At 60.5% G+C, this 14,042-nt stretch carries 10 protein-coding genes; 9 read left to right on the top strand and 1 reads right to left on the bottom strand.

All coding sequences use genetic code 11. The features are described from left to right. The first annotated feature begins 14 nt into the window (after positions 1-14). From ectB to ehuR, 4 genes are all read left to right on the top strand, one after another. Positions 15-1,304, top strand: a complete 1,290-nt coding sequence (gene ectB, locus METH_RS15810) for a diaminobutyrate--2-oxoglutarate transaminase (protein WP_024091481.1) — start codon at positions 15-17, stop codon at positions 1,302-1,304. A 3-nt stretch (positions 1,305-1,307) separates the two neighbouring features. Then, complete coding sequence (locus METH_RS15805; protein ID WP_024091480.1) at positions 1,308-1,700, top strand: ectoine synthase; 393 nt, start codon at positions 1,308-1,310, stop codon at positions 1,698-1,700. 31 nt (positions 1,701-1,731) lie between these two features. Continuing rightward, positions 1,732-3,168 carry an aspartate kinase gene (locus METH_RS15800; RefSeq protein ID WP_024091479.1) on the top strand — a complete coding sequence of 479 codons (1,437 nt, stop codon included), beginning with the start codon at positions 1,732-1,734 and terminating at the stop codon, positions 3,166-3,168. Between the two features lie 63 nt (positions 3,169-3,231). After that, entirely contained in the window at positions 3,232-4,611 is a 1,380-nt protein-coding gene (ehuR, locus tag METH_RS15795; protein WP_024091478.1) for a MocR-like ectoine utilization transcription factor EhuR, read from the top strand. A gap of 168 nt (positions 4,612-4,779) precedes the next feature. Here the strand turns inward: ehuR and METH_RS15790 are convergent, their stop codons facing one another. Beyond that, positions 4,780-5,679, bottom strand: coding sequence for a LysR family transcriptional regulator (locus METH_RS15790; RefSeq protein ID WP_024091477.1), 900 nt, complete (start codon positions 5,677-5,679; stop codon positions 4,780-4,782). A 212-nt stretch (positions 5,680-5,891) separates the two neighbouring features. Between METH_RS15790 and METH_RS15785 the strand changes: the two genes are divergently transcribed. The 5 genes from METH_RS15785 to METH_RS15765 all read left to right on the top strand — a co-directional run bounded on the left by METH_RS15785 (position 5,892) and on the right by METH_RS15765 (position 13,100). Next, the gene (locus METH_RS15785; protein ID WP_024091476.1) at positions 5,892-6,599 is read left to right on the top strand and encodes an isochorismatase family protein; all 708 of its coding nucleotides are present in this window, start codon (positions 5,892-5,894) and stop codon (positions 6,597-6,599) included. A 65-nt stretch (positions 6,600-6,664) separates the two neighbouring features. Then, on the top strand, positions 6,665-8,737 hold the full coding sequence (locus METH_RS15780; RefSeq protein WP_024091475.1) for a hydantoinase/oxoprolinase family protein: 2,073 nt from the start codon (positions 6,665-6,667) through the stop codon (positions 8,735-8,737). A gap of 12 nt (positions 8,738-8,749) precedes the next feature. Continuing rightward, positions 8,750-10,528, top strand: a complete 1,779-nt coding sequence (locus METH_RS15775; protein WP_024091474.1) for a hydantoinase B/oxoprolinase family protein — start codon at positions 8,750-8,752, stop codon at positions 10,526-10,528. A gap of 17 nt (positions 10,529-10,545) precedes the next feature. Further along, positions 10,546-11,598: a helix-turn-helix domain-containing protein gene (locus METH_RS15770; RefSeq protein WP_084013808.1), complete on the top strand. Its 1,053-nt coding sequence runs from the start codon at positions 10,546-10,548 to the stop codon at positions 11,596-11,598. Continuing rightward, complete coding sequence (locus METH_RS15765) at positions 11,595-13,100, top strand: NCS1 family transporter (RefSeq protein WP_024091472.1); 1,506 nt, start codon at positions 11,595-11,597, stop codon at positions 13,098-13,100. Before METH_RS15770 ends, METH_RS15765 begins: the two co-directional genes overlap by 4 nt. Positions 13,101-14,042: the final 942 nt, after the last annotated feature.

Here is a 14,042-nt window from a genome sequence, read left to right as displayed (position 1 = left end):
CAAAAGGACACACTATGCCGACTGATACGTCAGCCAAAATCTCTATTTTCAAACGCCGCGAATCCGAGGCACGCAGCTATTGCCGCAGCTTCGACACGGTTTTCACCCAGGCCAAGGGGTCGGAACTGACTGACAGCAAGGGCCGCAGCTATATCGACTTTCTGGCCGGCTGCTCGTCGCTGAACTACGGTCACAATGACCCCGACATGAAGGCGGCGCTGCTCGACCACATCTCCGCGGACGGGCTGGCGCACGGGTTGGATTTCCACACCAGCGCCAAGGCCGACTTTCTGGATGCCTTCGACCAGCATATCCTGCGGCCGCGCAATCTGGACCACAAGGTCATGTTCACCGGCCCCACCGGCGCCAATGCGGTTGAGGCGGCCCTGAAGCTGGCCCGCAAGGCGACCGGCCGCAGCAACGTGATTGCTTTCACCAACGGGTTTCACGGCGTCACCATGGGCGCACTGGCGGCCACCGGCAACAGCTACCACCGCGGCGGCGCCGGCACTCCGTTGAGCGGCGTCACCCGGGTGCCCTATGACGGTTACTTCGGCGCGGACACTGATACCGCCAGCTACCTTGAAACGATGCTGAGCGACGGCTCCAGCGGCGTCGATGCTCCGGCGGCGATCCTGCTGGAAACCGTGCAGGGCGAAGGCGGTCTGAACGCTGCCAGCCCGGAATGGGTGCAGCGCATCGCTGCCCTGGCCAAAGCGCACGGCGCCCTGCTGATCATCGACGACATCCAGGCCGGCTGCGGCCGCACCGGCGGCTTCTTCTCCTTTGAGGAGATGGGGATCACACCGGACATCGTGACGCTGGCAAAATCGGTATCGGGTTTCGGCCTGCCGATGGCGCTGATGCTGGCCCGCCCGCAGCACGATATCTTCGGCCCGGCAGAGCACAACGGCACCTTCCGCGGCAACACCCACGCCTTTATCACGGCCAGCGTGGCAATCCGCAAATTCTGGGCCGACGCCGCCTTTCAGCGGAGCGTCGCCGCCAAGGCGCAGCTGCTGACCTCGGCGCTGGAGGAAATGTCCGGGCTGATCCCCGGGTCCAAGCTCAAAGGGCGCGGCATGATGCAGGGGCTTGATGTCGGGGCTGGCGAATTGGCCGCCAGCATTTGCGCCCGTGCATTCGAGAACGGCCTGATCATCGAAACCTCCGGCAATAAGGATCAGGTGGTCAAGGTTCTGGCCCCGCTGACCACGCCTGAGGAGACCTTTGTGAAAGGTCTGAACACCCTGCGCAGCGCCATCCGCGGTGTGACCGATTCAAGCAAATTTGCAGCGGAGTAAGACATGATTGTTCGCGACTACAACGACATTATCAAAAGCGACCGCAACCGCGTTGTATCAGACGCAAAGTGGTCTTCGGTCCGGATGCTGCTGGCCGAGGACGGGATGGGGTTCTCCTTCCACATCACCTTTCTTGAAGCCGGGTCCGAACACACGTTCGAATACAAGAACCACTTTGAGAGCGTCTATTGCATGCAGGGTTCGGGCTCGATCACCGATCTGGCCACTGGCGAGACGCATCTGATCCGGCCCGGCGTCATGTATGCGCTGGACCAGCATGACCGCCACACCCTGCGGGCCGAGGAAGACCTGGTCATGGCTTGCGTGTTCAATCCGCCGGTGACCGGCAGCGAAGTGCATCGCGAAGACGGCTCCTACGCGCTGGAAACCACCTGAAGAGGCCCCGGCTGAGGCCGGGTGAAGCATTTTGAATTTCCCTGACCATACCGTCGAGAAAATCGGCGGCACCTCGATGAGCCGTATCCGCGAACTGCGCGATACGCTCATCATCGGCGGCCGCACCGGTGCCTCGCTCTATCACCGCATCTTTGTGGTCTCCGCCTTTGGCGGGATCACCAACCTGCTGCTGGAGCACAAGAAGAGCGGCGAACCCGGCGTCTACGCGCTGTTTGCCAATGATGACAACGACCACGGCTGGCTTGATGCGCTGACCCGCGTTGCCGACGCCATGTCCGAAGCCCATAACGGCGTGCTGGACAATCCGGCGGACCGCGCCCGGGCAGAGGATTTCGTGCGCGACCGCATCGAAGGCGCCCGCAGCTGCCTGTTCGACCTGCAGCGCCTGTGCTCCTACGGCCATTTCCGGCTGTCGAGCCAGATGATGCTGGTGCGCGAGCTGCTGTCCGGCCTGGGCGAGGCGCATTCTGCCTTTGTCACCTCACTGATGCTGCAGCGCGCCGGCGTAAACGCCAGTTTCGTGGATCTCAGCGGCTGGCGGGACGAAAGCGAATGCTCGCTGGAGGAGCGGATTGCCAACGGGCTGCGCGATCTTGATCTGGCCTCGGAATTGCCCATCGTCACCGGCTATGCCCAGTGCCGCGAAGGCTTGATGCGTGAATATGACCGCGGCTATTCCGAGGTCACCTTTTCCAGCATCGCCGCCTTTACCAAGGCGAAAGAGGCGATCATCCATAAGGAATTCCACCTGTCTTCCGCCGATCCGGCGCTGGTGGGCACTGCAGCCGTGCGCAAGCTGGGCCACACGAACTATGATGTGGCCGATCAGCTGTCGAATATGGGGATGGAAGCCATCCACCCGAATGCCGCCAAGATCCTGCGGCAGTCGAATGTGGCCCTGCGCGTGACCAATGCCTTTGAGCCTTCGGATCCCGGCACCCTCATTGACAGCCAGCCAGCCAAAGTTCCTGCGGTCGAAATCGTGACAAGCCTTGATGCTGTCGCGCTGGAGCTGTTCGAGCAGGATATGGTCGGTGTCAAAGGCTATGATGCCGCCGTGCTTGAGGCCCTGCGCCGGCACAGCGTCCGGATCATCTCCAAAAGCTCGAATGCCAATACCATCATCCACTATGTTGAGGCGTCTCTGAAAGCAGTGCGCCGGGTGACGAGCGACCTGGAGCGCGTCTATCCTTCCGCCCAGGTCAGTGCGCGATCGTTGTCGATTGTCTCGGCGATCGGGCGCGATCTGTCCGGGGTGCAGGCACTTGGCCGCGGGCTTGCAGCCTTTGACAAGGCTGGGGTCGAGGTGATTGCCGCGCATCAGACGCCGCGCAACGTTGATGTGCAATTTGCGGTGCCAAGGAAATCAGCTGAAACAGCGGTCGCCGTTTTGCACAGGGCGCTCATTCCGGAAACCGGCCGGGATCTAAGGCCGAAGGCGGCGTGAGCCGGAGGCTGGGTTCTTGCCGCGCGGTTGCTTTGGCCATAAGGGCAAAAGGGAAGGGCGGCGATGTGGTATCCTGATCCCGACACGCTGCATACGCCGTTACACGCCAGCCTTGCCGCCGCCATTGAGCAGGCCATTCTGACTGAAGAACTGCCTGCCGGCGCCCGCCTGCCGCCGCATCGCGGAATGGCAGACCGGCTTGGGCTGAGCGTCCACACGGTGAGCAAAGCCTATCAGAGCTTGCGCAAACAGAACCTGATTGACGGGCAGATAGGCCGGGGCAGCTATGTTTGCGGCCCCGCGCCGCAAGATGCCCCGCAAGACCCCGGGCCCGAGGAAGGGTTTGATTTCTCCACCTGCCACCCTGTCCACAGCCCGCAGCATTGCAGGCGGTTCCAGCAGTCCTTGCAAGAGCTGGCGGCAGAACTGGATCCCTCGGCGCTGCAGGTTTGCAAGTCTATCGCTGGAACCGATGCCGACAAGAGCGCAGGCGCGCGGTGGCTGGCAGCCTGCGGTTTTGCAGCGGCTCCGGATCAGGTTATTCTGACGAATGGCGGCAGTCACGGATTCACTGTTGCGCTCTCGGCACTGACCCGCCCTGGCGATACTGTCTTGTCTGACAGCATCACGGATAATCTGCTTGTGTCCGGATGCGCCTATCTGGGGTTAAAGCATTTGGGCCTGGAGGCGGATCCGCATGGCATTCTGCCGGACGCCTTGACGGAAGCCTGCCGGACCTCCTGCCCCAAAGTCCTGTGTTTGCTTCCGTCGCTGGCAAATCCGGTTCCGGTGATGATGCCCGAGGACCGGCGCAAGGCGCTGGCCCGGATTGCGCAAGAGAATGACCTGTACATCATAGAGCATGACCCGCTTGGCCCCGTGGCTGGGGATCGCCCGCCGCCAGTCTCCGCACTGCTGCCGGAGCGGTCACTTTATATGACCGCCCTCAGCACATGCCTGATGCCCGGGCTTCACGCCGGATACATGGCTGGGCCGTCCCATTTGCTTCCGTCCCTGAAAGGCCGCCTGCTGAGTTTCGGAGGAACCGCAATGCCTTTGATGCGGGCGCTGGCCAGCCGCTGGGTGCTGGACGGCACGGCGCTGGAGCTTGCGGGCTGGCAGCAGAACGCGTTGAAAGGCCGCCACCGCATCGCCTGCAGGGTATTGCATGGGGTCCCCTGGACAGGGCATCCGTCTGCAATGCATCTTTGGCTGCCGCTGCCTGAGGGGTGGAGCGCTGCCGGTTTTTCGCAATATGCGCGCCAGATGCAAATCGCCGTTATGCCTGACATGCCATTTCTCGCCCCGGGCATATGCTCAGCGGACGGATTGCGCATTTCCTTGGGGGCGGTTCAGGGGGAAGGCCGGTTCCGCAAGGGCTTGGAGCACATCGCGGCCCTCTTAAAGCTGCAGCCGCACAGCTTGCCCCACCTCGCGTTTTAACGGCCGCACTTCGGCGGGCGGCTTTTCGGGCGCAGCGGTTTGCAGCGCCCGCCGCCTGGCCGCCGCGGAGATCGTCCGCAGGCCTTGCGCGCACCGTGCCCCTGCTGCGGCGGCCCGATGGGTAATCCCTGCATAATTGCTTGGGCTTTGATCGCGGGCGTTCAGCAATCATCGCGCTTTGACGACCTCCTCTGCGACGGCAATGAAGTTCATCAGTGCTGGCGTTTTATAGGCCCGGTTGCACACCAGGAGAGTGGAGATCTCCGCATCGCAGTCAGAGATTGGTTTTGTCATAATCGTTCTTGGCTGAAATCTCGTGATCCCCTGTGCGTAAACTGAAACGCCGAGGCCGCTGCCAACCAGGCCAAGGATCCCCAGAGCATTGGACGCTTCGTATTTCACATCGATCGTGTTGCCGCTTCTCAAAAACACATCGTCGATAAACAGCCGGAAAAAATCCCATTCGGCCATGCTTCCCAGGACCATCGGGTACTGCGCGATTTCCTGGAGAGTAACCGAGGGCCGGGTCGACAGCCGATGGTCCACCGGTAGCAGCGCGACGAGTCTCTCGCGTGCCACTTCCCTAGTTTCAAACTGGGGGTGCTTGAACGGGCCGAGCATGAAGCCAGCATCGATGTTGTTGCGTGACAGTTCAATCTTCTGTCCCTGGGTGCGGATATATTTCAGCTCAAGTTCAATGTCCGGATAGCGGCGGGTAAACTCCCGCACTACCCGGGGCATCAGATCCAGCGCCGCAAAGGACATGTATCCGACGCGCAGGAATCCTTTCTTGCCTTCCGCTGCAATGCGCCCGGCTTGAACGGCGGCAGTAATCTCAGATGAGATCAGCCTGGTCCGTTCGTAGAACACCTCCCCCGCGGCGGTCAGTGAGACTTCGCGCGTCGTGCGCCGGATGAGCTGGTAGCCAAGCTGATCTTCCAGCTGGCGGATGCGGCGGCTGAGTGCGCTCTGGTCGATGGAGAGCCGCTCTGCTGCGCGCCGGAAACTGAGTTCGACGGCCACTGCATTGAAGGCTTCCAGGTCGCGCGTCTGAGGTGTGTGGGTCATTGCCGCTAAAATTTCCCTTTCAACTACAGCTGCATAACACACAGTTTTTGATTGATGCAATTCTAGCAATAATAATGGCCGATACGGCGATTGCTTGTGAGGTGCCTGTGATTGATTTTGGAGGAGTGACCTCTGACCCGAGATCAAGACGCCAATGCAGCAAGGGCTGGCTGAGGCGGACATAGCGACCTACAAAATCGAAGGACAACAAAATGAGTAATGTTGATAACGCAGCACTGGACAAGATGCTGCACGAGGCATTCGATGCTGCATCCGCCCTTTACAAAGAGCGCGGCTTCCAGCGCCGTGTGGGCTTTGGCAAGAAACCGGCCCTTGTCAGCGTTGATCTTGCCAATGCCTGGACCCGGCCCGGAAACCCTTTCACCTGCGATCAGGAGAAGATGGACAACGAGATCATTCCGGGCATGCAGCGCCTGCTGGAAGCCTGCCGTGCCAATGGGCATCCGGTGATCCATGTCACCACTGCCTATGAGATCACAGACCGGAAGGCACCGTTCACAGACATGGGGCTGTGGCACGACAAGATCCCGGTTGATGTGGTGGACCTGGCTGACAAGGACCTGTGGGCGATCGACAGCCGGATTGCGCCGGTCGAGGGCGAATATACGCTGCTGAAGAAACGGGCGAGTTCGTTCCACGGCACCGAACTGGCCGGCATCCTGCGGGCCAATGGGGTTGATACCATCCTGGTGACCGGCGTGACCGCCTGCGCCTGCGTGCGTCAGACGATCTGCGACGGTATTGCGGATGGTTTCCGCACGATTGCGGTCAAAGAGGCGATCGGCGACCGGGTCCCGGGTGCTGTCGCCTGGAACCTGTTCGACATCGACGCGAAGTTCGGTGACGTCGAGACCGTCGACACCTGTGTCGATTATCTCAACACCGTCAGCAACCGCTAAGCGCTGGGGAAATCCCGGAAGGGCGGTCGAGCGCCCTTCCGGACAGGGAGGAATTGGAGGACATCATGGCTCGCATCGGCGTTGACGTAGGCGGTACAAACACCGACCTTGTGCTGGAATGCAATAACGGCACTTTTTTCCATAAAGTGCCCAGTACCCTGAAGGACCAGTCGATCGGCGTGGTCGAGGGCATTCACCAGATTTGCGAAATTGCCGGGATCGGCAAAGAAGCAATCGAGGTCATCAACCACGGCACCACTGTCGCAACGAACATTACCATCGAGCATAACGGCGCCGAAGTCGGGATGCTGACGACGAAAGGCTTCCGCGACATCTTGCACATCGGCCGCCACAAGCGCCCGCATAACTTTTCCCTGCATTTTGAAGTGCCCTGGCAGAACCGGCCGCTCGTCAAGCGGCGCAACCGGATCGCCATCAGTGAACGGATCCTGCCGCCAACCGGCGAAATTGAAACGCCGCTGAACGAGGATGAAATCCGCAGTGCCTGCGCGCTGTTCCGCAAGCGCGGCATCACGTCGGTCTGTATCGGTTTTATGTTTTCCTTCCTGAACGATGCACATGAAAAGCGTGCCCGCGACATCGTGCTGGAGGAAATTCCGGACGCTTACGTCTCGGTGTCTTCTGACGTTGCAAATGTCATCCGCGAATATGAGCGGTTTTCCACGGTTGCCATGAACGCGTTTGTCGGCCCGCGGTCGGCCTGGTACCTCCGCAATCTGGAGCAGAAGGTGAAGGAAGGCGGCATTCCGGCCAAGCTGCGCGTCATCCAGTCAAACGGCGGGATATCCACCATTGACGGATGCGCCCGAAAGCCCGTGAGCATCCTGATGAGCGGTCCCGCCGGCGGTGTGCTGGGGGCGCTTTCCGAAGCACGGCTGGCGGGGACGGACAACATCCTTACCGTCGACATCGGCGGCACGTCGGCGGACATTTCCACCATTGCCGGGGGTGAAATGCGCATCAAGAACCCGCGTGATACCCTGGTGTCGGGACATGCGGTGATGGCCCCGATGATCGACCTGGAAACCATCGGCGCAGGCGGCGGGTCGATTGCCTATCTGGATGAGGCGGGCGGTTTCAACGTCGGGCCCCGGTCAGCCGGTTCGGAACCCGGGCCCGCCTGTTACAACCGCGGCGGCACGGAACCGACCGTGACAGACGCGCAGGTCGTTCTGGGCCGTATGGATGCGGACAAGTTTCTTGGCGGCGACCTGCCGTTGGACCCGGAACTGTCGCACAAGGCAATCAAGGAAAAGATCGCTGATCCTATGGGGGTTTCTGTGACAGAGGCCGCGCTAGGGATCATCAAGATCGTCAACAACAATATGGCGCTGACGATCCGCTCCAATTCGGTTGCGCGCGGCTATGACCCGCGGGAGTTCTCGCTCATGCCGTTCGGCGGTGCCGGCCCGTTCCACGGTGTTGCTTTGGCGGAACTTGTTTCCGCGCGGGACGTGCTGGTTCCGATTGCGCCCGGGATCACAGCTGCCATGGGGCTGCTGGGCACCGACCTTCAGTACGAGCACACCCGCTCGGTCATCACCAATCTGTTCCAAGCTGACCAAAGCGCCATCGGCAGGGTGAACGCAGCTGTCGCGGACCTGCAGGCTGCCGGTAAGGCCGATCTGGAAAACGACGCCATTCCAGAGGCGCAGCAGAATTTCGACGTGATCGCCGAAGTGCGGTATCACGGCCAGGGTTTCGAGCTGCGCGTGCCGATGCCGAAGGAAGGCCTGGCGCTGGAAAACGTGCCGGACGTGATCCGCGCGTTCCACAAGCAGCATAAGGCGGATTACGGATATTCCTTCGATGACAGCCTTGTCGAGCTGTACAATGTGCGGGTCATCGCGTCGGCAAATGTCCGGCACCTGGAGCTGGCACCGCTTTCATTAGGCAGCCAGGACGATACCAAGGCGGCCTTCATGTACCAGCGCGAAACTGTCTTCGACGATGGATCGGTGCATATGACACCGCGCCTGGATCGCGGGAAACTGGGAGCGGGAATCCGCGTTGAAGGCCCGGCCATCATCATCCAGCACAATTCAACAACGCTGCTGCCGCCCGGCTATGCCGCTGAGGTTCAGGATTTCGGAAGCCTGCGCTTGAGCAAGTCCTGAGGGAGAAAAACAATGCCAAAAGATATCAGTAAACCGATCGATCCGGTCACTCTTCAGGTCATCCGGGGGTCTATCGAAACCATTGCGGAGGAAATGGCGCATGTTCTGTTCCGCATGTCCTTCTCCTCGATCATCCGGGAGTCCGAAGATCTGGGCGCCGGGCTTTTCGACACAGGTTTCAACACGCTCTGCGAGTCCGAATCCACGCCGATGCACATTGGCTCGATCCCAGGGTATCTGCGGGGTATCGCGGACTCCCTGGATGACGGCGAGTGGTATGAAGGCGATGTTGTCGTCCACAACCATCCCTACCTGGGTTCGTCGCATACCCCCGATCTGGCAATCGTCATTCCGATTTTTCACGAAGGTGAGCTGGTCGGATACGCGGGCAATACCGCGCATCATATCGATATCGGCGCCGCAACACCGGGCCTGATCATCGATGTGCCGGATGTTTACGCCGAGGGCATGCTGTTTGCCGGCACCAAGCTTTACCGCAAGGGCGAGCGCAATGAGACGATGTGGAATTTCATCCGCAACAACTCGCGTGCTGCGCGCCAGCTTGTGGACGACATCGAGGCGCAGATTGCTTCTGCCCGGCTTGGCGCGAAGCGCTTTAAGGAATTGTTGGAACGCTATGGCAAGGACCTGGTGTTCGGCGCCTGCAACCAGTTGATGGACTACTCCGAGAAAATGCTGCGGCAGCGGATTTCGGACATTCCGGATGGTGAATACCGTGCCGAAGGCTGGCTGGATGATGATGGGCGCAACCGCGGCCAGACGCTTCCGGTCAAGGTCTGTGTCCGGGTTGTCGGAGACACCATCGAAGTCGACCTGACCGGATCAGCGCCGCAGACGCCCACCGCCTACAACGTGCCGTTTGAAGGTTCCACGAAAGTGGCCGCGTTCGCAGCGTTCCGCAAATTGCTGCTGGACACCGCGACTTCGGACACCAGAGTGCCGTCGAACCAGGGGTCGTTCCGGCCGATCAAAGTGACCGCCCCGGAAGGCACGATCTTCAACCCGATCGCGCCGGCCTCTGCGGAGGCCCGCTTTACCCAGTGCAACTTCATGATCGACCTGATCCTGAAGGCAATGGCGCCGGTCCTGCCGGAAGACATCATTGCCGGGTCGTCGGCCAGCATTTCCTTTGCCTCTTACGCAGGGGTGCGGGACGACGGGGAGTACTGGGTGTTCCTGGAAGTCAACGAGGGCGCCTATGGCGGCCGCCCGGAGTCCGATGGTCCTGACGCCATTGACAATCTGATGGCCAACACCCGCAACAATCCGCTGGAAGACCTTGCGATGCATATCCCGATGATCTGCGAGCGGTACGAATTGCGCGATGACGTCATGCCGGGTGCCGGCAAGCACCGCGGCGGGATCGGTGTCGTGAAGAGCCAGCGGATGCTGACCGATGGCATCATCACCCATGAGAGCGAACGGCATACCAATGTGCCATGGGGGATTTTCGGCGGCACGGAAGGGGCGGCCGGGAAATGCGAGATCTACAACTTTTCCAGTACCGGACCTGCGCGTCAGATGCATTCCAAGTTCCATGGCGAGGACGTCCGGAAAGACGACGTGATGGCCTACTACAGCCCCTGCGGCGGCGGCTATGGCAGCCCGCTGGAGCGCACTCCGGAAAAAGTTCTGGACGATGTGCTGGATGGCTTCTGCACTCCGCAGCACGCCCGGGATGTTTACGGGGTGGTGCTCGATCTGGACGCCGAAACCGTTGATGCGGCGGCAACCGAGGACCTGCGCCGGTCGCTGGACACCTTGCGTTAACCAGTGCGGAGGCCGTCATGAGCACCGAGAGAATGAAAAGCTATCGCAGTTTCATACCGAAGAGCGCAGCCTATTTCCCGGTGAAAGATGCCCTGCCTCCGCGCGACATCCACTTTGTTCTGCTGCCCAGGTTCACGATGCTGGCCCTGAGCAGCGCCATCGAGCCGCTGCGTGTTGCAAACCAGCTCTCACAGCATGAACTCTACCGCTGGCACACGGTGGCGGATACCCCGGCGGCCGCAAGCTCTTGCGGCGTTGAGCTGAATGTTCAATCGAGTCTGAACGGACTGCAAACAGCGGGTCAGCTGTTTGTGTGTTCTGGCACGGACCCCCGCAATGCGGCGTCCGAACGAACGATGCAGGCGCTGCGCCGGATCTCCCGGATGGGAGGGAAGATCGGCGCCCTGTGCACCGGTGCTTTCACCCTGGCCCGGATGGGCCTGCTCCGGGACAGGCGTTTTACGCTGCATTGGGAAAATCAAGCCAGTTTCCGCGAAGTTTACCCTGACCTGCAGAGCAGCGAACGGATCTTTGAAATCGATGGGCCGCTGCTGACCTGCGGCGGTGGGCATGCCGCAACGGATATGATGCTTGCACTGATCACTGCAGACTATGGCAAGGCTTTTGCGCAAGCCGTCGGGGACATGTGCCTGCATGGTGTGCCGCGGCCGCCGGAGACACCGCAAAAGACATCCTTTGCCTTCGCACATAATGCACGCAACCGGCATGTGACGGCTGCCATCGAAATCATGCAGCGCGATTTGGAAAGCCCGCTGTGCCTGGATGAGATCGCCCGGGAGTGCGGGTGTTCGCGGCGCCAGCTTGAGCGGCAATTCAAAAAGCTGCTGCGCACGCCGCCGGCCAAATACCACCGGAATCTGCGGCTCGATTTCGCGCACAGCCTGCTGATCGAAACAAATATGCAGCTTCTTGATGTGGCGGTCGCCGCCGGCTTCACGTCGCGGACACAGTTTTCAAGGTGCTTTTCCGAACGTTTCGGAACACCGCCTTCGAAGATCGGCACGCCCCCTTGTGCCGGCAACCCAACCAACAGGGAAACCAAACAATGACAATGACAGAAAAAATCCGCGAAGCGGAAACTGAACGCACCGGGCTGCTTGAGGAATCCATCCTGCCGACATTGCTGGAGCAGCGTCCGCTCGGCCTGGTTGGGTATGCCTGGATCTGGGTGGGAATTGCGGTCATCATCGCAACCTACTCACTTGGTGCTGCCGGTGTCGGCGGCGGTGTTCCGCTGGCAACGGTCATCCTGGTGATCATGCTGGCCAATATCGCGATCGGCGCATTCATGGTGCTGACGGCGGATATCGGAACTGAACACGGGCTGTCCTTTGCGGTCTATCTGCGCGCGCCGTTCGGCATTTATGGCACGCATCTGCCGGCCCTTTCCCGCGGCCTGATCGCCGCAATGTGGTTCGGCATTCAAACCTATCTGGGCGCCTTGGCGCTGAACGGGATCGGCCAGTACTTTCTAAGCTTCGACAACTGGGTGGTCTGGTACGCCGTGTTCGGCATCGTCCAGGTTGCGAACACTGCGATGGGGATCAAATCGGTTGAGCGGCTGGCGTCGCTGGCAGCCCCGGCAATCATCGCGATTTCGATCTGGATGTATTATACGCTGGAAGGCGTTGCCTCGACCAAAGGTGTGAACATCTGGACCTTTGAAGGGACTGGCGAAATGTCCTTGCTGGTGCTGTTCATCGCCAACATGGGCTTCTGGTCGACGCTTGCCATCGACATCCCCAACCTGACGCGGTTTGTGAAGACCGATGCCGGGGCCAAAGGCTTTGTAAAGCGCAACAAGAACATCTTCCTGGCGCAGCTGGTTGCCTTGCCCGTCACCCAGGCGCTGATTGCCGGGATCGGAGGCGTATCGTTCATTGCCACCGGCAATTGGAATCCGGTCGAGGTCATCCAGGGCCAAGGTGAGGGGCTGTCGCTGGTCGTTCTGCTTGCGCTGGTGGTGCTGGCGCAATGGTCCACCAACAACTCAGCCAACCTCATCCCCTCAGCGCTGACCTTCATCAACCTTGCGCCGCGTGTGATCAACTACAAGGCAGGCGTTGCGCTGGCAGGCGTCGCCGGCACGCTGTGCTTCCCATGGGAAATCCTGAACAACCTGTTTGTTTTCCTGGGCTACTACGGCGCGTTCCTGTCTGCCATCGGCGGCATCATGGTGGCCGACTATTACATTCTGCGCAAGCGCCGCCTCAATGTGCCGGACCTGTTCAAAACCGATGGCCAGTTCCGTTACTCCGGCGGTTTCAACCCGGCAGGCCTGATTGCATGGATCGTGGCGGGGGGTATTGCGGCCTGGTTCTCGCAGTACGCCTTCATCATCGGGTTCCCGCTCGGCCTCGCGCTCTATACCCTGCTGATGAAGACGATTGTTCTGCCGGGAAATCCGCAGGCTGAAATCAGCAGCGGATACGCGGATGAATTTCTCGCCACAAGCGAAGGGGTCAGCTGGGTCTATCTGGGGAAAGGCCGGTTCCAGCGTATGTCACCTGCGCAAACCCGCGATGAAGCGATCAGCCGGGAAGATTTGTAAGCCTCATTGACGATCCTCCCCGGCTTGCCCGCACCTGAACGGTGCGGGCCTTTTTGTTTAACCCGGTCAATGAACACCCGCCAATGACGGAGCGGTTCAGACCTTCGCCGGAGCGGATGGGCGCGCCCAGGGCCTGTCCGCAGTCAGCGGAAACCCCGTTACGCTTCAGCTATGAATGCCCGCTCCGGCGGCTCCGGCATGTTGTGTCTGATGCCGCATCCGGTTTTTGGCGGCCTTGGCGGGGGGTATTTTTGTCCGGACGGAAGCGGGGGGATTCCTTTTTTGGGGTGTTTGGAGCGATTCCGGGGGCGGTTCTGTGGATAAGGCGGGCCGGTCTGTGGGTAAGTCTGCCGGATCCCGGGGCGGCGGGGTCCGGGGCGGGATCCGGCGGTTGCGGCGGCGGTTCTGAGGGCGGCAGGCGGGGCAGGGGCTCTGAGTTTATTTCAGTGTAAGTGGTTGATTTTGATGGATTTGCGGTTTTTCCGGGCAGAAAGTTTTGTTTTTTTCGATTTTGGGCTTGCGGGTTCGGGGGGGTAACCGTAAAAGCCCCCTCACCGGCGGCGCTGAGGCGCAGCGGGACACACCGGACGGGGCGGCGGCGACGCAGGAACGGACGGGGGACACGGCGGAGAGACGCCGGGACGGGCCGGAGAGACGGCAGGACGCCCGGGAGAGACCGGGGCATTTTGATGGATTTGGCAGGCGGGCGCGCTGGGAGAACTGGCGCAACGGTCCTGTTTTTGACCTCGGGATGTTTGCTCTTTGACATTGATGGATAACTGAAGAGATATGTGGGCGGTTTGGTTCGTTTCGATGGATCAACGTCTGTATATCAACGCTCTTAGGAAGTTCGCTTCCGATGATTGAGTGTCAGCTTCACTGTCTTGTTCGGCTTCGGTTTCTTTTGAAACCAAGCACAACAGACAGAGAATAATTGGTTGC

The organism is Leisingera methylohalidivorans DSM 14336 (assembly GCF_000511355.1).
GTDB classification, from domain to species: Bacteria; Pseudomonadota; Alphaproteobacteria; order Rhodobacterales; family Rhodobacteraceae; genus Leisingera; species Leisingera methylohalidivorans.
The sequence above is the reverse complement of the archived record's forward strand: the minus strand, read 5'-3'. Positions and strand labels throughout refer to the sequence as shown.

What these genes read in the sequence shown, in the direction of transcription:
- ehuR (WP_024091478.1), top strand. Translation starts at nt 3,232, where the DNA reads ATGTGGTATCCTGATCCCGACACGCTGCATACGCCGTTACACGCCAGC.
- METH_RS15805 (WP_024091480.1), top strand. Translation starts at nt 1,308, where the DNA reads ATGATTGTTCGCGACTACAACGACATTATCAAAAGCGACCGCAACCGC.
- METH_RS15765 (WP_024091472.1), top strand. Translation starts at nt 11,595, where the DNA reads ATGACAATGACAGAAAAAATCCGCGAAGCGGAAACTGAACGCACCGGG.
- ectB (WP_024091481.1), top strand. Translation starts at nt 15, where the DNA reads ATGCCGACTGATACGTCAGCCAAAATCTCTATTTTCAAACGCCGCGAA.
- METH_RS15770 (WP_084013808.1), top strand. Translation starts at nt 10,546, where the DNA reads ATGAGCACCGAGAGAATGAAAAGCTATCGCAGTTTCATACCGAAGAGC.
- METH_RS15780 (WP_024091475.1), top strand. Translation starts at nt 6,665, where the DNA reads ATGGCTCGCATCGGCGTTGACGTAGGCGGTACAAACACCGACCTTGTG.
- METH_RS15790 (WP_024091477.1), bottom strand. Translation starts at nt 5,679, where the DNA reads ATGACCCACACACCTCAGACGCGCGACCTGGAAGCCTTCAATGCAGTG.
- METH_RS15785 (WP_024091476.1), top strand. Translation starts at nt 5,892, where the DNA reads ATGAGTAATGTTGATAACGCAGCACTGGACAAGATGCTGCACGAGGCA.
- METH_RS15775 (WP_024091474.1), top strand. Translation starts at nt 8,750, where the DNA reads ATGCCAAAAGATATCAGTAAACCGATCGATCCGGTCACTCTTCAGGTC.